At 59.8% G+C, this 20,507-nt stretch carries 19 protein-coding genes; 8 read left to right on the top strand and 11 right to left on the bottom strand.

Going from position 1 to position 20,507, the window contains the following annotated elements:
- Nucleotides 1-6: 6 nt before the first annotated feature.
- The 6 genes from H7698_RS22615 to exaC form a co-directional block, all read right to left on the bottom strand.
- The gene (locus H7698_RS22615) at nt 7-663 is read right to left on the bottom strand and encodes a DedA family protein (protein ID WP_162439596.1); all 657 of its coding nucleotides are present in this window, start codon (nt 661-663) and stop codon (nt 7-9) included.
- A 292-nt stretch (nt 664-955) separates the two neighbouring features.
- Nucleotides 956-1,417: a GNAT family N-acetyltransferase gene (locus H7698_RS22610; protein ID WP_162439595.1), complete on the bottom strand. Its 462-nt coding sequence runs from the start codon at nt 1,415-1,417 to the stop codon at nt 956-958.
- 119 nt (nt 1,418-1,536) lie between these two features.
- On the bottom strand, nt 1,537-2,373 hold the full coding sequence (eutC, locus tag H7698_RS22605; protein WP_442966319.1) for an ethanolamine ammonia-lyase subunit EutC: 837 nt from the start codon (nt 2,371-2,373) through the stop codon (nt 1,537-1,539).
- Nucleotides 2,370-3,764: an ethanolamine ammonia-lyase subunit EutB gene (locus H7698_RS22600; RefSeq protein WP_194692872.1), complete on the bottom strand. Its 1,395-nt coding sequence runs from the start codon at nt 3,762-3,764 to the stop codon at nt 2,370-2,372. Before H7698_RS22600 ends, eutC begins: the two co-directional genes overlap by 4 nt.
- A 51-nt stretch (nt 3,765-3,815) precedes the next feature.
- The gene (gene eat, locus H7698_RS22595; protein WP_194692871.1) at nt 3,816-5,264 is read right to left on the bottom strand and encodes an ethanolamine permease; all 1,449 of its coding nucleotides are present in this window, start codon (nt 5,262-5,264) and stop codon (nt 3,816-3,818) included.
- 196 nt (nt 5,265-5,460) lie between these two features.
- The gene (exaC, locus tag H7698_RS22590) at nt 5,461-6,981 is read right to left on the bottom strand and encodes an acetaldehyde dehydrogenase ExaC (protein ID WP_194692870.1); all 1,521 of its coding nucleotides are present in this window, start codon (nt 6,979-6,981) and stop codon (nt 5,461-5,463) included.
- Between the two features lie 423 nt (nt 6,982-7,404).
- Here exaC and H7698_RS22585 point away from each other — a divergent pair, with 423 nt between their 5' ends.
- From H7698_RS22585 to H7698_RS22570, 4 genes are all read left to right on the top strand, one after another.
- Nucleotides 7,405-9,324, top strand: a complete 1,920-nt coding sequence (locus tag H7698_RS22585) for a sigma-54-dependent Fis family transcriptional regulator (RefSeq protein ID WP_194692869.1) — start codon at nt 7,405-7,407, stop codon at nt 9,322-9,324.
- Nucleotides 9,325-9,531: 207 nt separating this feature from the next.
- Complete coding sequence (gene mpl, locus H7698_RS22580; RefSeq protein ID WP_194692868.1) at nt 9,532-10,881, top strand: UDP-N-acetylmuramate:L-alanyl-gamma-D-glutamyl-meso-diaminopimelate ligase; 1,350 nt, start codon at nt 9,532-9,534, stop codon at nt 10,879-10,881.
- Entirely contained in the window at nt 10,878-11,510 is a 633-nt protein-coding gene (gene ubiX / locus H7698_RS22575) for a flavin prenyltransferase UbiX (protein ID WP_194692867.1), read from the top strand. The genes mpl and ubiX overlap by 4 nt, the downstream gene beginning before the upstream one ends.
- Nucleotides 11,503-11,787, top strand: coding sequence for a YceK/YidQ family lipoprotein (locus H7698_RS22570; RefSeq protein WP_162439588.1), 285 nt, complete (start codon nt 11,503-11,505; stop codon nt 11,785-11,787). The genes ubiX and H7698_RS22570 overlap by 8 nt, the downstream gene beginning before the upstream one ends.
- Before the next feature lie 116 nt (nt 11,788-11,903).
- Here the strand turns inward: H7698_RS22570 and H7698_RS22565 are convergent, their stop codons facing one another.
- From H7698_RS22565 to H7698_RS22555, 3 genes are all read right to left on the bottom strand, one after another.
- A complete protein-coding gene (locus H7698_RS22565) occupies nt 11,904-12,545 on the bottom strand; it encodes an oxidoreductase (protein WP_162439587.1) in 642 nt (213 codons plus the stop codon).
- A gap of 27 nt (nt 12,546-12,572) precedes the next feature.
- A complete protein-coding gene (locus tag H7698_RS22560) occupies nt 12,573-14,291 on the bottom strand; it encodes a C13 family peptidase (RefSeq protein WP_194692866.1) in 1,719 nt (572 codons plus the stop codon).
- A gap of 103 nt (nt 14,292-14,394) precedes the next feature.
- Nucleotides 14,395-14,850: a MaoC family dehydratase gene (locus H7698_RS22555; RefSeq protein WP_162439585.1), complete on the bottom strand. Its 456-nt coding sequence runs from the start codon at nt 14,848-14,850 to the stop codon at nt 14,395-14,397.
- 197 nt (nt 14,851-15,047) lie between these two features.
- Here H7698_RS22555 and H7698_RS22550 point away from each other — a divergent pair, with 197 nt between their 5' ends.
- The 3 genes from H7698_RS22550 to H7698_RS22540 are packed head-to-tail and all read left to right on the top strand — an operon-like array spanning nt 15,048 to nt 16,724.
- Nucleotides 15,048-15,410 carry a CidA/LrgA family protein gene (locus H7698_RS22550; RefSeq protein WP_162439584.1) on the top strand — a complete coding sequence of 121 codons (363 nt, stop codon included), beginning with the start codon at nt 15,048-15,050 and terminating at the stop codon, nt 15,408-15,410.
- A complete protein-coding gene (locus H7698_RS22545) occupies nt 15,407-16,123 on the top strand; it encodes an LrgB family protein (protein ID WP_194692865.1) in 717 nt (238 codons plus the stop codon). Before H7698_RS22550 ends, H7698_RS22545 begins: the two co-directional genes overlap by 4 nt.
- 10 nt (nt 16,124-16,133) lie before the next feature.
- The gene (locus H7698_RS22540) at nt 16,134-16,724 is read left to right on the top strand and encodes an LON peptidase substrate-binding domain-containing protein (RefSeq protein WP_162441208.1); all 591 of its coding nucleotides are present in this window, start codon (nt 16,134-16,136) and stop codon (nt 16,722-16,724) included.
- A 159-nt stretch (nt 16,725-16,883) separates the two neighbouring features.
- Here H7698_RS22540 and H7698_RS22535 read toward each other — a convergent pair whose 3' ends face one another.
- Both H7698_RS22535 and H7698_RS22530 read right to left on the bottom strand, forming a co-directional pair.
- Nucleotides 16,884-18,200 carry a bifunctional DedA family/phosphatase PAP2 family protein gene (locus H7698_RS22535; RefSeq protein ID WP_162441209.1) on the bottom strand — a complete coding sequence of 439 codons (1,317 nt, stop codon included), beginning with the start codon at nt 18,198-18,200 and terminating at the stop codon, nt 16,884-16,886.
- Nucleotides 18,201-18,347: 147 nt separating this feature from the next.
- Nucleotides 18,348-19,046 (bottom strand): DNA-3-methyladenine glycosylase, encoded by a 699-nt coding sequence (locus H7698_RS22530; protein ID WP_194692864.1) that lies wholly within the window; start codon nt 19,044-19,046, stop codon nt 18,348-18,350.
- Between the two features lie 189 nt (nt 19,047-19,235).
- On the opposite strand from H7698_RS22530, the gene H7698_RS22525 reads away from it, so the two are divergent.
- On the top strand, nt 19,236-20,507 hold the full coding sequence (locus H7698_RS22525; protein ID WP_162439925.1) for a glutamate-5-semialdehyde dehydrogenase: 1,272 nt from the start codon (nt 19,236-19,238) through the stop codon (nt 20,505-20,507).

Raw genomic sequence — 20,507 nt, 5'->3', positions numbered from 1 at the left:
CGGTGATCAGCGCGGTTGGGCTTTCGAGTTCGAACCGCCAAAGCGGCTGCGTGCCACACCGATGATCATGGGCACCAAGGACAGGAGAATGATGCCGACGACCAGCAGCGACAGGTTGGTCTTGATGAACGGTACATTGCCGAAGAAGTAACCGAGGGTCACCAGGCCGCCGACCCAGAGGATCGTGCCGAGGACGCTGAAACCGAAGAAACGCGGGTAGGGCATTCTTGCAACGCCGGCGACGAACGGCGCAAAGGTCCGAATGATCGGCAGGAAGCGCGCCAGGGTCACGGTTTTTCCGCCGTGTTTGTCGTAGAAGTCGTGGGTTTGTTGCAGGTAGTCACGGCGAAAGATTTTCGAGTTCGGGTTGCTGAACAAGCGTTCTCCGGCCGTTCGTCCGATCACGTAGTTGGTACTGTCGCCGAGTATCGCGGCCAGCATCAGCAGCCCGCCCAGCAATACCGGATCCATGCCTCCGCCCGCCGCGACGGCGCCCGCAATAAACAGCAGGGAATCACCCGGCAGGAAAGGCATCACGACCAGACCGGTCTCGCAGAAAATCACCAGAAACAGAATGGCGTAGATCCATGGCCCGTAATTGGTGACCAGCATGTCGAGGTAAACATCGAGATGCAAGATGAGGTCAAGCGGGTTGAAATCCATGGAAAGCACCTGTGGTGACGGCCCGACTCTGCAGGCCTGTGCGGTTGACTTCGCGAAAGGCTACAGACGGGTGTAGTTTTTCTTACAAGCCGGAAAGGTCGGCATTATACGGACAGACAACTGAAAAGCGCGTCGAGTTTGTAGCGGGGGATGTCGCGGAGACGGACGGTGCTTTTTGCTTTTTCAGCAGGAGCAAAGCTTGCTCGCGATAGCGGTGTGTCATGTCATTAAGCGTATCCGCTGCTGATACACAGCTATCGCGAGCAAGCTTTGCTCCTACAGGCGATGAGGCTTAAAGCTCGTCGCTGATCGGCAGTACGTAGTTCTTGAACTCGGTGTCTTCCTTGAATCCGATCGATTCGTAGGTTTTCTGCGCGACTTCGTTGTCGCTGCTGGTGGACACGCGCATACGCACGGCATTGGTGTCCTTGGCCATTTTTTTTGCGGTACGAATCAGGTTATCGGCGACCAGTTGACGGCGGGCATCTTCGGCAACGTAGATGTCGTTGAGGATCCACACGCGTTTGAGTGAAAGCGATGAAAAACTCGGGTACAGCTGGCAAAAACCCATCAGCCTGTTGTTGTCCTCATCGGACAGTGCCAGGTAGATCACCGACTCCTTGCGGCGCAGGCGTTTCTCAAGGAACGCCCGGGACGAGTCCGGATACGGCAGGGAGCCATAAAACTCCCGATATTTGACGAACAACGGGGTCAGCAGGTCCAGGTGTTCGAGGGTCGCTTGAATAATCCGCATCGATAGGTCTCGTCTTCAAGTGGCTGTCTTCACGTGCTCTGACGGCGAACGGTTCTCACTCGGGCAGCCGTGCGTCGATCCTGCCTGAAATCCGCATTCAAACGCAATGCGGAAACGGTTCAGGCTTCGGGCGGGCTCAGCAGGAAGTTACTTTTCATCTCCACGCCTGGCTCCGTTTCCAGCATCTGCACTTGGGCTTCGTCCTTCAGATTGACCCCTGACAGCTGCCGCCGACACGCTTCACGCATCAGATACAGCAGACGGTGCGCCGCCATTCCATAGCTCAATCCTTCCAGCCGGACATTGGAGATGCAGTTGCGGTAGGCATCCGTCAGGCCGACCTTTGGGTTGTAGGTGAAATACAGTCCCAGGCTGTCTGGCGAGCTGAGTCCGGGGCGTTCGCCGATCAGGATGACGACCATTTTTGCGCCCAGTCGCTCGCCGATCTCGTCGGCGACGGCCACGCGGCCCTGTTCAACCAGGATCACCGGCGACACGGACCAGCCTTCAGCCGTGATCTGCTCTTCCATGCGCTCCAGAAAGGGCATCGTGTGGCGATGAACCGCCAGTGCCGATAACCCGTCGGCGACGACAATCGCCAGATCCACCCCGCCGGGATGGGCTTGTGCATAATCTCGCAGCGTCTGCGCCGACTCGTCACTGAGCTTCCTGCCCAGATCCGGACGCTGCAAATAGCTGTTGCGATCAGTGGCTGCGCTGTGCAGCAGCACGCTCTCACGCCCGCGTTCGGCCAGCTGTGCGCCAAGACCGGCATGGTCGAACGGCAGGTGCACGGCGTCTCGAGCCTGGGCGTGGGCAAACTGGAAATCCAGCTGCGCACTGGTGGGCATGCTGGTGCCGGTTCGACCGAGTGCAATCCGCGCCGGTGTCAGTCGGCGCAGCTCCAGCCAAGGGTTTTGCGGATCGACGGGTGGTTTATCCATATCAACGATCATCCCAGTTGCGCCAAGGCTTGGCGGAATGCCGGCGGCAGGTTGTTGCCAAACTGAACCTTGCCATCCGCCTGGGTGAAGATGCCCATTTTGGCCAGCCATTGCTCGAACTCCGGCGCCGGTTTCAGACCCAGGGTTTGCCGCGCATAGAGCGCGTCATGGAACGAGGTGGTCTGGTAGTTGAGCATGATGTCGTCGGAGCCGGGGATGCCCATGATGAAGTTGATCCCTGCCACGCCAAGCAGCGTCAGCAGGGTGTCCATGTCGTCCTGGTCCGCTTCGGCGTGATTGGTGTAACAGATATCGCAACCCATGGGCACACCCAGCAACTTGCCGCAGAAGTGGTCTTCAAGGCCGGCGCGGATGATCTGTTTACCGTTGTAGAGGTATTCGGGACCGATAAACCCTACGACGGTATTCACCAGAAACGGTTTGAAATGTCGCGCGACGGCGTAGGCTCGGGTTTCGCAGGTCTGTTGATCAATGCCATGGTGGGCGTTGGCGGACAAAGCGCTGCCCTGGCCCGTCTCGAAATACATCAGGTTCTGGCCCAGGGTGCCGCGATTCAGGCTCAACCCCGCGTCGTAGCCTTCCTGAAGTATGTTCAGGTTGATGCCGAAACTGGCGTTGGCCGCTTCGGTGCCCGCGATGGACTGGAACACCAGGTCCAGTGGCACGCCGCGGTTCACCGCTTCGATGGACGTCGTGACGTGAGTCAGCACGCAAGCCTGTGTAGGAATGTCGTAGCGCTGGATGACGGCATCGAGCATTTCCAGGATTGCGCAGATCGAGGCGATGTTGTCGGTGGCCGGGTTGATGCCGATCATTGCATCGCCGTTGCCATACAACAGACCGTCAAGAATGCTCGCGGCGATGCCGGCGGGCTCATCCGTGGGGTGGTTGGGCTGCAGACGGGTGGATAAGCGGCCGCGCAGGCCCATCGTGCCGCGAAACTTGGTCACCACGCGGATTTTCTGCGCCACCAGCACCAGATCCTGCACGCGCATGATCTTTGAAACGGCGGCCACCATTTCCGGGGTCAGCCCGGGGGCGAGTGCGCGCAGGCTTTGCTCGTCAGCGGCATCGCTGAGCAGCCAGTCGCGAAAACCGCCGACGGTGAGGTGGCTGACCACGACGAAAGCCTGTTTATCGTGGGTGTCGATGATCAGGCGGGTGACTTCATCGTCCTCGTAAGGAATCAGCGCTTCCTGTAGGAAATGACTCAGCGGTATGTCAGCCAGGGCCATCTGCGCGGCCACCCGTTCACCATCGTTGAGGGCGGCGACGCCTGCCAGGAAATCCCCGGACCGCGCAGGGCTGGCCTTGGCCATGACGTCCTTGAGGCTCTCGAAGCGATAGGTCTGGTTGCCGACCGTGTGAGCAAAACTAGCCATACAGATTCTCCGTGACGGCGCAGACCAGGCCTGCGCCGTGATTTGCGGCTGTTAGTGCAAGGCTTTTTCAGCGGCCTGAATCGCCGCGAACTCTTCTTCGGGCGTGCCTGCTACCAAGTGATGCCGACTGTAGAAAGCGAAGTAAGCAATTAACACTCCATAGATGACCGCTGCACCAATCACCACTCGCGGATCCACCAGAAATCCTGCCACGACAGCGATGCACGCCAATACCAACGCTACACCAGAAGTGAAGATGCCGCCCGGTGTACGGTAAGGCCGATCCATTTTGGGGCGACGAATACGCAGCGTAATGTGCGCGGCCATCATCAGGACGTAGGAGATGGTTGCGCCGAACACGGCCACCAGAATAAGCAAGTCGCCCTGACCGGTCAGCGACAACCCGAAACCGATGATCCCGGGAATGATCAACGCCAGCACCGGCGCCTTGCTTTTGTTGGTTTCCGACAGTTTGCGTGGCAGATAGCCGGCGCGGGACAAGGCAAAGATCTGCCGTGAGTAGGCGTAGATGATCGAGAAGAAACTGGCGATCAGGCCCGCCAGGCCCACGAGGTTGACGAAGCTGCCCATCCAGGTCGAGCCGCCATAGGCTTTGCTCAATGCTTCAACCAGCGGGTTACCGGATGTCAGCAGTGCATTGGCGCCAGCCGCACCGGGCCCGATCACCAGAATCAGCAGCGCAAAACTCACCAGCACCAGCATGGCGCCGATCAGGCCGCGAGGCAGGTCGCGTTTCGGGTTTTTGGTTTCTTCCGCGGCCAGTGGCACGCCTTCGACAGCCAGGAAGAACCAGATCGCGTAAGGAATGGCTGCCCACACGCCGACATAGCCAAACGGCAGGAAGCTGCTCGCGCCCTTGGCCTCGGTGACCGGGATGTCCAGCAGGTTGGCGACGCTGAAGTGCGGCACCATCGACACCAGGAAAACGGCCAGTGCCAGGGCGGCTACGGCGGTAATCACGAACATCAGTTTCAGCGCTTCGCCGACACCGAATATGTGGATGCCGATAAAGATGATGTAGAAGGCCAGGTAGATCATCCAGCCACCGATGCCGAACAACGACTCGCAGTAGGCACCGATAAACACGGCAATCGCTGCCGGGGCGATGGCGTATTCGATCAGGATCGCCGTCCCGGTCAGAAATCCGCCCCAGGGGCCGAAGGCGCTCCGGGCAAAACCGTAGCCGCCACCCGCGGTGGGAATCATGGAGGACAACTCAGCAAGGGAAAAACACATGCACAAGTACATGGTCGCCATCAGCAGCGTGGCAAGAAACATCCCGCCCCAGCCACCTTGGGCCAGGCCGAAGTTCCACCCCGCGTAGTCGCCGGAGATGACATAAGCCACCCCCAGGCCCACCAGCAGGACCCAGCCTGCTGCACCTTTTTTCAATTCACGTTGCTGGAAATAATCGGAGCCGACTTTTTCGAAGTCGACAGAGGAGCCGGCCGCCGGAGCGGGCGTAGGTTCGCTGGGCATAAGAGTTCACCTGTTTTTATTGTTTTGGCCGGCCAAGTTGCCGGGTAGTGCGAAGGCTCCCTTACGGGCGCGAACGTGCTCGCGAATGCGGTTTGTCATTCACCTGAGTGTTGAATGGACGAGCGCTATCGCGAGCAAGTCGAATCGTCGCACCGCCGCTCCCCCGTAGGAGAGGAGGCCTGCTCGTGGCAGACGTTTAGAAGAAGCCCAGCGGATTGATGTCGTAGCTCACCAGCAGGTTTTTGGTCTGCTGATAGTGATCGAGCATCATTTTGTGGGTTTCACGACCGACGCCGGACTTCTTGTAACCACCGAATGCGGCGTGCGCCGGGTACAGGTGATAGCAGTTGGTCCAGACGCGACCGGCCTTGATGGCGCGGCCCATGCGGTAGGCGCGGTTGATGTCGCGGGTCCAGAGGCCGGCACCCAGGCCGAACTCGGTGTCGTTGGCGATGGCCAGGGCTTCGGCTTCGTCCTTGAAGGTGGTGATGCTCACCACCGGGCCAAAGATTTCTTCCTGGAACACGCGCATTTTGTTGGTGCCCTTGAGCAGGGTCGGCTGGATGTAATACCCCGTCGACAGGTTGCCCTCGAGTTTCTCGACCTTGCCACCCGTCAGCAGCTCGGCGCCTTCGCCCTTGGCGATTTCCAGGTACGAAAGGATTTTGTCGAATTGCTGCTCGGACGCCTGGGCGCCGACCATGGTGTCGGTGTCCAGCGGGTCGCCACGTTTGATCGACAGGACCTTCTTCATCACCACTTTCATGAAGTCGTCGTAGATCGACTCTTGCACGAGTGCGCGGGAAGGACAGGTGCAAACCTCGCCCTGGTTGAAGAACGCCAATACCAAGCCTTCGGCGGCTTTTTCGATGAAGGTTTCTTCAGCCTGCATGATGTCGGCGAAGAAGATGTTCGGCGACTTGCCACCCAGCTCCACGGTGGACGGGATGATGTTTTCGGCGGCGCATTTCATGATGTGCGAGCCCACCGGAGTGGAACCTGTGAAAGCGATCTTGGCGATGCGTTTGCTGGTGGCCAGCGCCTCGCCGGCCTCTCTGCCATAGCCTTGCACCACGTTGAGCACGCCCGGCGGCAGCAGGTCGCCGATCAGTTCCATCAGCACGGTGATGCCCAGCGGCGTTTGCTCGGCAGGCTTGAGCACCACGCAGTTTCCGGCGGCCAGCGCCGGGGCGAGTTTCCAGGCCGCCATCAGGATCGGGAAGTTCCACGGAATGATCTGACCGACCACGCCCAGCGGTTCATGGATGTGATAGGCCACGGTGTTGCCATCGATCTCGGCGGCACTGCCTTCCTGCGCGCGGATGCAACCGGCGAAGTAGCGGAAGTGGTCGGCAGCCAGCGGGATGTCGGCATTCAGGGTTTCGCGAACGGCTTTGCCGTTGTCCCAGGACTCGGTGATCGCCAGCAGTTCCAGGTTCTGCTCGATACGATCGGCAATCTTCAGCAGCACCAGCGAGCGTGCCTGGACAGAAGTGCTGCCCCAAGCGTCTGCTGCGGCGTGGGCAGCGTCCAGGGCTTTGTCGATGTCTTCGGCCGTGGAGCGTGGGAATTCGGCAATGGGTTGGCCATTCACTGGCGAAGTGTTGGTGAAGTACTGACCTTTAACAGGCGCGACGAACTCGCCGCCGATGTAGTTACCGTATTTGCTTTTAAACGAAACGATAGCGCCTTCAGTACCGGGGTGAGCGTAACGCATAGTGATTTCTCCTTGGCTTTTGTGCTTATAAGGGAGAGCGCATGTGCGCTTGTTATAAGCGTAGAGCAAAGGTCGGGCCACTGCCTTTGAGGTCAGTCAAATCAAGGGATTGCCGGGTTTCAGTCGGACGGGCGGGCGGCGTCTGTGACGGTATCGGTACAGCGCGTGTGACAGTTTGTACCGGTTGTGGCGCAGTGTGTGACCAGGCAGTCTTGCGAGCATTGCAATACTCGCCGGGCTGGAGGATGCTCGGCCACACGCTGTCTGTATCAGCTGCCGAAGGCTGCGTTCGAGTGCGAAGCACTCGCCTCGGTTTGGCATGGAAATATCGAATACGGTTTTACGACTGCACCGCAGCCGAACGCAGCCTTCGGCAGCTGCTACACGGGGCGAACCAGACCCGGCAGGGAGAAGAACAACAAAATGCACGACAACCATTTAAGTCGCCATGCCCAGCAAGTCTTGACCGTGACCCAGGGGAAATCCCGTCTGCGCGGTCCTGGCAGTGACCCGTCCATCGCCCGTTCCTGGCTGCGTTGTCTTGAGGATTATCACCTCGACCCGGCCTTGACGATTGCGCCGACCGTGCTGGAACACGGCCGCGTCCTGGAAAGCCGCGAACGTTTGCAGCAAGTGCTGCAGATCGCCGGCACTGAAATGACCAGTCTCCATCAGCAACTTTCCGGCGCCGGACATGCGGTGCTGCTGACCGACGCTCGCGGCGTCATCCTCAATTGCGTCACGGCCCCCACCGAGCGGAAGATTTTCGAACGCGCCGGCCTGTGGCTGGGCGCCGACTGGAGCGAAGCCTGCGAAGGCACCAATGGTATCGGCACCTGCCTGGTGGAGCGGCAGTCACTGACCATTCACCAGGACGAACACTTTCGTGGTCGCCACACCGGTTTGACCTGTTCGGCCAGCCCGGTCTTCGATCCGCATGGCGAACTGCTGGCCGTGCTGGACGTGTCTTCCGCGCGTCACGACGTCTCGCGCCAGAGCCAGTTCCATACCATGGCCCTGGTCAATCTTTCGGCAAAGATGATCGAAAGCTGCTATTTCCTGCGCTACTTCGACAACCAATGGTTGTTGCGTTTTCACCTGCAGGCCGAATCCGTCGGGCTGTTCAGCGAAGGGTTGCTGGCGTTCGACGGGGAAGGGCGGATCAGCGCCGTCAACCAAAGTGCCTTGAATCTGTTGGGGCATGTACGCGGCGGACTGCTGGGCAAGCCGGTCGAGGCGTTTTTCGACTGCTCGCTGGATGAACTGCTCGGCCGCGCCAGCATCAACGCCAGTGCGAGTTGGCCGTTGCGCACGCGTGACGGGCGGCACTTGTTTGCGTTGCTGCGCGGACAACCCCGCAGCATCCCGACGCCCGTGGTGCAGCGCCCGATCATTGCCGACCGTCCACGCTTGTCCGGCATTTGTCTTGGCGATGCATCGCTGCAGGAAGACTTCCGAAAATCCTTGCGAGTCTTCGAGCGGGACGTGCCGCTGTTGATCAATGGCGAAACCGGCTCCGGCAAGGAAGCGTTCGCCAAGGCCGTGCACAACGCCAGTCAGCGGGCTGAAAAAGCGTTCGTGGCCCTCAACTGCGCGGCCATTCCGGAAAGCCTTATCGAGAGTGAATTGTTCGGTTACCGCGGCGGCAGCTTCACGGGCGCACGCAAGGAAGGCATGCGCGGCAAGTTGCAGCAGGCCGATGGCGGCACGCTGTTCCTCGATGAAATCGGCGACATGCCGCTGGCCATGCAAACGCGGCTGTTACGAGTGCTGGAAGATCGGCAGGTGGTGCCGATCGGTGGTGAGCCGGAGTCGGTTAACGTGCGGATCATCAGCGCCACTCACCGCAATTTGATGGAGCGGGTGCAGGACGGCAGTTTCCGCGAGGATTTGTATTACCGGCTCAATGGGCTGGAGGTCGCGTTGCCGGCGTTGCGCGAGCGAACCGATAAATCAGAATTACTCGACTTTTTGCTGGCGGAAGAAACTGGTGGGGAAACGGTGGTCATCGACGGACTGGCGCGACAGGCGCTGCTGGATTTCGCCTGGCCCGGTAACGTTCGACAGTTACGTAACGTGCTGCGCACGCTGGCTGCGTTGTGTGACGGCGGACGAATCGGTCTGGACGATTTGCCTGTGATGATTCGGCAGGTTCGGCCTGAGGCGGTGTCGGCGGTTGAAGAGTCCTCGGAGTTTCCGCTGGAGGATGCCGAGCGGTTGGCGTTGTTGAATGCGTTGGAGCAACAGCGGTGGCATATGACGCATACCGCTGAGCTGCTGGGTGTTAGTCGCAACACGCTCTATAGAAAGCTGCGTAAACATGGCATTGCCCGTTCCGCGTAACCGATCGTTCCCACGCTCTGCGCGGGAATGCCTCCGCGGGCGCTCCGCGTTCGGCCCGGGATAGGGCGCGGAGCGTCCCGGGCTGCATTCCCACGCGGAGCGTGGGAACGATCATGTGCACGAACCTTTAGGAGCGATCAGCCTGAAACAAAGGTGCGAATTTCCCCACCCTACGCTAACCTGCGGCCATGTTTTACGAGGTCGACTATGCACATTCATATTCTTGGTATCTGCGGCACTTTCATGGGTTCGATGGCGGTTCTGGCCAAAGAGCTGGGCCATCACGTAACGGGTTCCGATGCTAACGTCTATCCGCCGATGAGCACTCAGCTTGAGGCTCAAGGCATTGAGCTGACCCAGGGCTACGACCCATCCCAACTGGATCCGGCACCGGATCTGGTGGTGATTGGCAACGCCATGTCCCGCGGCAACCCGGCCGTAGAGTATGTACTGAACAAAGGCCTGCCTTACGTTTCCGGCCCGCAATGGCTGGCGGATCACGTGCTGCAAGGCCGCTGGGTGCTGGCCGTCGCTGGCACTCATGGCAAGACCACCACCAGCAGCATGCTGGCCTGGGTACTGGAGCACGCTGGCATGAGCCCGGGCTTCCTGATCGGTGGTGTCCCGCAAAATTTCTCGGTGTCGGCGCGACTGGGTGACACACCGTTCTTCGTGATTGAAGCGGATGAATACGACAGTGCCTTCTTCGACAAACGCTCGAAGTTTGTTCACTACCGTCCGCGCACCGCGATCCTGAACAATCTTGAGTTCGATCATGCGGACATCTTCCCGGATCTTCCGGCAATCGAGCGCCAATTCCATCATCTGGTGCGCACCATTCCCAGCGAAGGCCTGGTGATCCATCCGACCACCGAGCCCGCGTTGCAGCGAGTGATCGAAATGGGTTGCTGGACGCCGGTTCAAACCACCGGTGCGGGTGGTCAGTGGCAGGTCAAGTTGCTCAGCGAAGACGGTTCTGCCTTCGAAGTGATGTTCGAAGGTGTGGTTCAAGGCGTGGTCGAGTGGGACATGACCGGTCAGCACAACGTTGCCAACGCGCTGGCGACGTTAGCTGCGGCGCGGCATGTCGGTGTTGTCCCGTCCATGGGGATTGCTGCATTGAGCGCATTCAAAAGCGTGAAGCGTCGGATGGAGAAAGTTGCCGAAGTCCGTGGCATTACTATTTACGACGACTTCGCTCACCACCCGACTGCGATTGCCACGACGCTCGATGGCCTGCGCAAGCGCATCGGTGACGCTCCGCTGATTGCGATCATTGAACCCCGCTCCAACTCCATGAAGCTTGGCGCGCACCGCGATGGCTTGCCGGAAAGTGTGAACGATGCCGATCAGGTGATCTGGTACGCGCCGGCCAACCTCGGTTGGGATCTGGCGGGCACTGCCGCGCTGTGCACCGTGCCCTCGATCGTCAGCGATACGCTGGAAGGCATCATCGAGCGCGTGAAAAGCCAGGCCCAGCCAGGCACTCACGTGGTGATCATGAGCAATGGCGGCTTCGGCGGCCTGCACGGCAAACTCGCCGAGGCCCTGCAATGAACAACGGTCCGGAACGCATCACGCTGGCAATGACCGGCGCTTCGGGCGCCCAGTATGGTTTGCGCCTGCTGGACTGCCTGGTGCGCGAGGACCGCGAGGTGCACTTCCTCATTTCCAAGGCCGCGCAGCTGGTGATGGCCACTGAAACGGACGTTTTGCTGCCACCCAAAACCCAGATGATGCAGGCCTTCCTCACCGAATACACCGGCGCTGCCGCCGGGCAAATTCGCGTGTACGGCAAGGAAGACTGGATGTCACCCGTGGCCTCTGGTTCTGGCGCACCGGCGGCGATGGTGGTCGTGCCCTGTTCGACCGGGACCTTGTCGGCAATCGCGACGGGAGCCTGCAACAACTTGATCGAGCGTGCCGCCGACGTGACGTTGAAGGAGCGCCGCCAGTTGATTCTGGTGCCGCGTGAGGCGCCGTATTCGAGCATTCATCTGGAGCACATGCTCAAGTTGTCGAACATGGGCGTGACGATTTTGCCGGCGTCGCCGGGCTTCTACCATCAGCCACAGACCATCGATGACCTGATCGACTTCGTGGTGGCGCGGATCCTCAATCTGCTGAACATTCCCCAGGACATGTTGCCGCGTTGGGGTGAGCACCATTTGACCAGCGATGAATAGACTGCTGATGATTATCCTGGCGTTGCAATTGGCGGGCTGTGCCACGGCGCGCACGCTGGATGCCGCCAAGCCAGGGGCTCCGGTTGTGTACTCAGGGACTCGACTGGATTTGTATGCCATGAACGGCGGTTGCTGTGCGATGGACCGCTTTGGCGCTGAGGCACCGAGCTATCCGGGTATTGATCTGCCGGCGAGTGCGCTGCTCGATACGCTGTTGTTGCCGTTGTCTGTGTTGACGGTGCTCGGCGTGGGTTTTCAGGCGACGGGTGGGTTGTAGCGCTCGGTTCTAAATCGGTGTCGTGCCTATCGCGGGCAAGCCCGCTCCCACAGGGGGACGCGTTGTCCTTGTGGGAGCGGGCTTGCCCGCGAAGGTGTCCGCCCGGACACCACAGGTTATTTGCCCAGCTTCCTCAGTTCATCCGATTCAACCACCCGCACCCCATCCTGCTCTTCCAATGCCAACCGCCACATTGCGCGGGCCAGCTGACAAGCTTCGATGCCGTGATATTTACCCGGGATCAGTCGAGACAAAGGGCCTGCCACTTTCTCGGCGAAACGCGGTTCCAGACGATCACCCAGCAGCAGTGATGGGCGACAAATGGTCAGTTGCGGCCAGTTTTGCTCACGCAGGGCGTATTCCATTTCGCCTTTAACCCGGTTATAGAAAACCGAGGATCTGCGGTCGGCCCCCAGCGCGCTGATCACGATCAGGTGTCGTGCACCCATCTCTCGGGCACGTTTGGCGAAGGCCACCACCATGTCCAGGTCCACTGCGCGGAACGCCTCTTCCGAGCCGGCCTGTTTGATTGTGGTGCCCAGGCAGCAGTAGGCAATGTCTACGCGGCCGTTGAGTTGTGGCAGGAACACGGCCGGGTCGCCGACGGGGTTTTCCAGATGGGGATGTTTGGCCAATGGTCGGCGTGAAGGGGCCAAAACCCGGGTAATCGTGGGTTCGTTAAGCAGGCGGTCAAGCAGGTGTTCACCGGTTAACCCGGTAGCTCCGGCAAGCAGTACGTGCTGAGGCGTCAAGTACATAGTGTTTCTCCCTTGATACTGTTCAGCTTAGTTGCTCTTTGCATCCTTGCTGCTGATAGAGACACTTTGCAGTGCCTTGCGTGCTTGTTGTTTACGCAACAACTGCCAGTGGGACAGGACCGTCTTCGGCGCCCATATCTGCGGTTCAGAGGCCTCGAAGTTGTCTGCGAGCTCACGCTCGGCCACCGTAGCCTTGGCCAGCTTGAACGCCTGTTCAAGGTCGTCTGTCTGGTTCAGTGCCTGGGCGAACAGGGCGTCACCGAAGTAGGTGAAGTTGGCTTCTTCCGAGCATCCGAACGACACACGGTCGGCGCGGGACGCCGTCATGATCAGGGTGCGTTCATCCTTGAGCATCGGGATGAAACCACCGGAATAGCACGACGAAATGACAATGATCTTGTCGCGGTTTTTCAGCGGGGCCAGCACGGCGGCGAGTTCGTCGGCCGGCAGGTCTGACAGCTCCATGCGTGGCTGGTCGAGCACCAGTTCGTGCTCACTGCTGCCGTGGCTGGTCAGGTAGATGAAGATCAAATCTTCCGGTCCACTGCGTTCGGCCAGTGTCGCGGCGGCGCGGCGCAGGTTTTCCCGGGTGGCCATCGGCCGATCGACGAGATGGTCGCGATGGTTCACCAGGCGAATCTGACCATAAGCACCAAAGCGGCTGCTGAGCATGTTGCTGACATAGTCGGATTCACGCAGGAACACGCTCTGCTTGCCATCACCGCCGAGGGTCAAGGTGTAGAGTTCGATCGCCGGGGTCGAGGCGGGCACGCTGGCCAGCGTTTCTTCGAGCAAGCGGCCTTGGGCCAAAAGACCGAGTTCGAGGCTGTCGGGCAGCAGCTTGCCGTCGGCGTCGCGGACTCGCTGGCCATTGATCCAGGTGCCGCTTTGCACGGTGCCGTCGGTCAATACCAGGGTGCCGCGGCCCGAGTAACTGTCGTTGTCGAACTGGCCAATGTAGAAACTGCCGTCTGGCAGGTTCAGTCGACCTGCGCCGCTAAAGCGCCAGTCGCTGAAGTGGCCGATGTAATGGCTGCCGTCGGCGCCGATCAACTCGCCCTTGCCGTTCAGCGATCCTTCCTTGAATTGCCCAAGCCAGACATCGCCGTCGGCATTTTCGTAGCGACCCTTGCCGTGCAATTGATTGTTTTTGAAGCTGCCGACATAAATGTCGCCGTCAGCACTGTTGAATGTTCCGTTGCCTTCCAGCTGTCCGTCGACGAAATGCCCGGTGAATTGATTGCCGCTGGCGTCGCCGCGCTGACCTTCACCGTTGGGTTTGCCGTGCGCGAACTGACCTTGATACGAACTGCCGTCGTCGAGTTCGAGTCGACCGAGCCCGGAATACTGGTCGGCCTTGAATTCGCCACGGTAGGTCATGCCGTTTTCTTTGAGGGTGCCTTCGCCGTCCCGCCGACCCGCCTTGAACCCGCCGGTGTAGCTGCTGCCGTTGGTGGTCAGCGTGCCCTGGCCGTCGAACAGGCCTTGATTGAATTGCCCGCGATAGACCTCGCCGTTGCTACCGTGCCATTCCCCCTGGCCATGCCATTGCCCTTTGTCGAACTCGCCGGCGTACCAGCTGCTGTTCGGGTAGTCGATGCGACCCTGGCCTTGCAGCAGTCCGTTGACCAGATCGCCGCGATAACGCCCACCGTCCGGGAGACGAGCGTCAGGCGGCAACAGTGATTCACCGTCGCCGCAAGCGGTCAGCATCAGGGTCAAGGCGAGGAGGGCAATCGAGCGCATAGCGGGATCCGGGCAATTAGGCGACCGAGTATGCCGCAGCTCTATCACTTATATATAGAGAGGGGGCGCGAAACAGCATGAGCTGCTTCGCATCCGGGATGGTTTACACGAAGCAGAGTGACAGTGGTTCGGCGATGTACGCCGGCTTGTCCGAGCCTTCAATCTCAAGCGTGGCGGTGGCTTTGAGCAGCCATTGGCCGGGTTTCTTCTCGTTGACTTCGCTCAGTTCGACCTTGAGTCTTACTTTGGAGTTGACCTTGACCGGTTGAATGAACCGCACGCTGTCGAGGCCGTAATTGACCACCATCTTCAGGCCTTCAGGCAGGACGAGGATGTCTTCCATCAGTTTGGGGATCAGTGACAGCGACAGGAAGCCGTGGGCGATAGTGCTGCCGAAAGGCGTTTGCGCGGCTTTGACCGGGTCGACGTGGATGAACTGATAATCCCCGGTGGCTTCGGCGAACAGGTTGATGCGCTCCTGATCGATGGTGAGCCATTCGGAACATCCAAGTTCCTTGCCGACATAATCTTTGAGCTCTGCAACGGGAACATAGGGCATTGAGACTCTCCTTGGGTTCATCGGTTTTATAGTTTTTAGGTGGGGGGATTTGACCTCCCGAATTACCACTTTAGATCAACATGGCAATGGGCCAAGGTCAACTGACCATGCTTTTGGCGAATGCCGATCTATAGCGATGACGTGCTTATAATGCTCGGCCCGCTACCGCGGGGACGGGTTCTGCAGGAGATTTAAGGATGTTGTTACGAGGTTTAACCTGGCTGGTGCTGTTCCAATTGCTCGGCACAGCGATCAATCACCTGTTTTTGCCGGTGCTGCCGGGGCCTATCGTCGGCCTGCTGTTGCTGCTGGTGTTTCTGATATTCCGTGGCCAGGTGGGCGAACCTCTGAACCTGGCAGCCAGCAGTCTGCTGCGTTATCTGCCGCTGCTGCTGGTACCGCCGGCCGTGGGCGTGATGGTGTATGCCAAGGACATTGCCGCTGACTTCTGGGCCATCGTTGGCGCCCTGGTGTTGTCGCTCCTGCTGTCCATGGCGTTTGCCGGCGTGCTGATGCAGCGCATGGTCAAGCGTCACGCCCATCCCGAGGACAGCCAATGATTTTCGATTGGCACGGCGCCTGGGCGTCGGTAATTCACCATCCGTTGTTTGGTATCGGGATCACGCTGGGCGCCTATCAGTTGGTGTTGGCGGCGTTCGAGAAAACCCGCTGGATCTTTTTGCAGCCGGTGCTGGTCTCCATGCTGTTGGTGATCGGTGTATTGATAAGTTGTGGTCTGACCTACGCCGAATACCGCAAAAGCACCGAGATTCTCAGCATCCTGCTAGGGCCGGCGACGGTTGCACTGGCCGTTCCGCTTTACCTGAATCTGCGACGGATTCGGCAGTTGTTCTGGCCGATATTTACTACGCTGGTGATAGGCGGTGTCGTCGCCACGGGGATGGGCGTGTTGCTGGGCTGGTGGTTTGGTGCCGAACACATGATCCTGATGACGATGGCGCCGAAGTCGGTGACGTCGCCGATCGCCATGTTGGTGGCTGAGCAGATTGGTGGTGTCGCAGCGTTGGCGGCGGTGTTTGTGCTGATCACCGGCGTGATCGGGGCGATCTTCGGGCCAAGCCTGCTGACCCGACTGGGTGTGCACAGCGCCGAAGCCCGCGGCATGGCCCTGGGCATGACCGCCCACGCAGTCGGCACGGCGGTGGCGATGCAGGAAAGTGAAGAGTGCGGCGCCTTCGCGGCGTTGGCGATGAGTCTGATGGGCGTGGCCACGGCGGTGTTCCTGCCGTTGGCGGTGTCGATGGTGGTGTAAGGAAATGTCTATGAGCTTGCCGCTTTTTCCGCTGAACACAGTGCTGTTTCCCGGCTGCATTCTTGATTTGCAGATCTTCGAGGCGCGCTACCTGGACATGATCGGCCGCTGCATGAAGCAGGGCGGCGGTTTTGGCGTGGTGTGCATCCTCGACGGCGAAGAGGTCGGTCTAGCCCCCGAGGGCTATGCACTGGTGGGCTGTGAAGCACTGATCACTGACTTCAAGCAGCAGGAAAACGGCTTGCTGGGTATTCGCGTGCAGGGCGGAAGGCGTTTCAATGTGTTGCGCACGGAGGTCCAGCGCGATCAGTTGACGATTGCCGAGGTCGAGTGGCTGGAAGACGAGCCAGAACAACCTTTGCAGGATGAGGATGCCGATCTGGTCGCCTTGCTCAAGGCCCTGGCCGAACATCCGATGGTTGAAGCATTGAACATGGGCACCGAAGCCACCGGTCAGCAGTCTCTGGCGAATCAGCTTGCCTATCTGCTGCCGTTCGCCGAAGTGGACAAGATTGATTTGCTGCAACTTGATGATCCGCAGCAGCGGCTGGATGCCATTCAAGCGCTGCTGGATGAGTTGCAAGGCGAGTTGTTTGCCTGAAATCATCATGCATCGTTAATCGCTGTAGCACGTGTAGCAGCTGCCGAGCCTGCGAGGCTGCGTTCGAGGACGCAGTCCTCGCAGTTTTGCCCGGCGGCGGCTTCGCCACCGAACGCAGCCTCGCAGGCTCGGCAGCTGCTACAGAATCGCGGCTGGGCTTCAGTAGGCATACCTCAACATCGCGTGGGGCAAATGCCTCAGCGCGAAAAAGCCGAATAGTATCGTCAGGGCCGGCAGCACCAGCCACCAGACCCGGGGTGGCATGGCGTTGAGCGGTTCCTTGCGCTGAATCAGCCAAAGGCTCGCAGCACATACGCACGCGGCGAGCATCGCACCAGCCACCACATCGGTCGGCCAATGCGCGCCCAGATACACCCGAGACAGGGCGATCGACAGCGCGGGCAAGCATCCCAACAGCAACCACGTCAGACGCAGCCGCGGCGGTTGTCCGCGCCCGGCCAGCACAGCCAGGGTCAGGAACAACGCGAAAGCGCCAGAGGCGTGCCCGCTGGGCATGCTGTAGCTCACCAGCGGATCACTCAACACCTCAGGACGCACCCGGGCGAAAAATTGCTTCGTCGCGGTATTGGCCAGTGCCGTGAAGAGCAGAGTGCTGCCGGCGAATATCGCTTGTCGCCACTGTCGGGTAAGCAGCAACAGTACCGTCAGCAGGGCGCTGAACATCAGCATGTTGCGGAATTCGCCGATCAGCGTGAACGTGACGGCGACCTCATCGAGCATCGGCTTGCGATGTTCCTGGATGAGCGTCATCACCCCCTGATCAAGGGCTGTCAGGTACGGGTAACCGATGAACAGGCCTGCAAGAATCAAACAGCTCATGCCGGCAATCAGCACCGTTGCTTTGCGGTGGCGGCGCATACTGCTAGTGATACTCAGGCCGACCATTGCCGCAATGCTCCCCGCGACGATACCCGCTTCAGGCCAGAACCCTTCCGGCAGTGGCAAGCGAATTGCCGCGCCCGTGGCCCAGCCGGGCAGAAGATAGGCGACGCTCCAGCCCGCAGCGGCCAGCAAGCTGATGGCAAGAAAGCGCGGGAAGGGCATGTCGAACATCCCGGCGACCATTGGCAGCATGGGGCGTAGAGGGCCGATAAAACGTCCGACTAACAGGCTGGCGATACCGTAGCGCTGGAAATAGGTCTCGGCCCCGGCGATCCATTCTGGATGATGACGCAGCCCTGGAAGGCGCCGGATGTTCTGATGGAAATGACGTCCAATGAAGTAGGAAACGATGTCGCCCAGAACGCCGGCCAAAAAACCCAGCAGCAGCGTTTCGCTCAATGACAGTGCTCCACTGCCCGCCAACACCGCGACGGCAAACAGCAGCACCGTGCCAGGCACGATCAGGCCGGCAATCGCCAGGCATTCCACAAACGCCACGATGAACACCGCCGCAGCCAGCCATTGTGGGTTCACCGTCAACCAACCGGTCACGCTATCGAGCCATGGGCCCATACATACAACTCCATTGAATGTTCAATTGATTTCATCTCCTTGTGGGAGCGCGCCTGCTCGCGATGGCGGAGTGTCGGGTGACATCTGCGTCGACTGTCCGTCTGCTATCGCGAGCAGGCTCGCTCCCACAAGTGGGGCGTCCATCGTTCAAGTCAGCAAAAAATAATCCCGCCCTTCGACCTGTCCGCGTCGCAACGGGTTCCGCGTGCAATAGGGCGCGTAGGCGCCATCAACGAAGCGGTACATCAGGTGTTCGTCACGTCCATGGGGGATGCCCAGTCGTGTGGTTTGAATGATGTGGGTGGGAGCAGGGCCGGCATCTTCCACCAGCAATATCTCATGATCGAAGCGCTTGGCATCCCAGACGGGGACTTTCAGCCCCAGCGCCTTGCACAGCAGGGTCTGGCCGGCACACAGCTTTTGCGAGGGGCGAGGGCGTCCCTGGGCGTCGGGGCTGTTGAGCAGCATCTGCGCCAGGCTTGCCGGTCCACTCAAGTCATCTGTCCATGGGTAGGCGGACTTGATTAGTACGGCGTTGCCGGGACCGTGGGCGCTGAAGTTCAGAGAGTCGCCACCTCGGGCGTAGTACATATAGATGTGGCCGCCATCCAGAAACAAAGCCTTACGCTTTTCTGTGTAGCCGAGTGAGGCGTGGCTGCCTTTTTCGTCGAAATAATAGGCCTCGGTTTCGATGATTCGGGCACTGAGCCATAGATCACCGACCCGATGACGGATAACTTTGCCGAGTAAATCCCGGGCCAGCGTTTGGGCATCGCGGTTGAAAAACGCATCTGGAAGCGCCTTGGGCTGCCGCGTAGCGGATGCTCGAAGAGTCAGATTTGTCATGATCAGTAGCGTTTATCAGCGGTGAATGAGTCGTGATGATAACAATTTGAAGCTTAATCACGTCTGAACGTCGGCAAATTGCCTTCCATTTCGACCATCCGCCCGTCACTGCTGTTAGTCAGGAGACACGACAGCTATAATCTGCCGCTTTACTCTTTATCAAACCTTATCTAAGACCTTGCCAAGACCATGACTGAGTCCGTTCTTGACTACATGACCCGCCTGGGTCGCGCTGCTCGCGAAGCGTCCCGCGTCATCGGCCGTGCCAGCACCGCGCAGAAAAACCGCGCCCTGCAAGCTGCCGCCAATGCGCTGGACGCTGCACGCGCCGAGCTGACCGCTGCCAATGAACTGGATCTGGCTGCTGGCCGCGCCAATGGTCTTGAGCCCGCATTGCTTGAGCGTCTGGCGCTGACGCCGGATCGCATCGACGGCATGATCGTCGGCTTGCGCCAGGTCGCAGCCCTGCCGGACCCGGTGGGTGCCATACGCGACATGAGTTTTCGGCCGTCGGGTATTCAGGTCGGCAAGATGCGCGTACCGCTGGGTGTGATCGGGATCATCTATGAATCCCGCCCCAACGTGACCATCGATGCTGCAAGCCTGTGCCTGAAGTCCGGTAACGCGACCATTCTGCGCGGCGGCTCCGAAGCGATTCATTCCAACCGGGCGATTGCCGCTTGCATCCAGCGCGGTCTGGCCGAGGCAGAACTGCCGGCCGCCGTCGTGCAAGTGGTAGAAACCACCGACCGTGCCGCCGTTGGTGCATTGATCACCATGCCGGAATACGTCGACGTCATCGTGCCCCGTGGCGGCCGTGGCCTGATCGAGCGTGTCAGCCGCGATGCCCGTGTACCCGTGATCAAGCATCTGGACGGCATCTGCCACGTTTATGTCAGTGCTCATGCCGATCTGCCGAAAGCCCAGCGCATCGCTTTCAATGCCAAGACCTACCGTTATGGCATTTGCGGCGCGATGGAAACGCTGCTGGTGGATCAAGCCGTTGCCGGGGATTTCCTGCCGTCCATGGCTGCACAGTTCCGCGAGAAAGGCGTTGAATTGCGCGGTTGTGAGCGCACCCGGGCGATCATCGATGCGGTAGCGGCGACGGAAGAAGACTGGAATACCGAATACCTGGCGCCGGTTCTGTCGATCCGTGTCGTTGATGGCCTGGACCAGGCGATCGAACACATCAATCAGTACGGCTCCCATCACACCGATTCGATCGTCAGTGAAAACGTCGGCGATACCCGGCGTTTTGTGGCGGAAGTCGATTCGGCGTCGGTGATGATCAACACTCCGACGTGCTTCGCAGATGGCTTCGAATACGGATTGGGTGCCGAGATTGGCATTTCTACTGATAAGCTGCACGCCCGTGGCCCGGTGGGTCTCGAAGGTCTGACCTGCGAGAAGTACATCGTGGTCGGTGATGGCCAGTTGCGCGGCCAGGCGTCTGTTTGA

It is taken from the genome of Pseudomonas sp. p50(2008) (assembly GCF_015351605.1).
Classification (GTDB): Bacteria; Pseudomonadota; Gammaproteobacteria; order Pseudomonadales; family Pseudomonadaceae; genus Aquipseudomonas.
The sequence above is the reverse complement of the archived record's forward strand: the minus strand, read 5'-3'. Positions and strand labels throughout refer to the sequence as shown.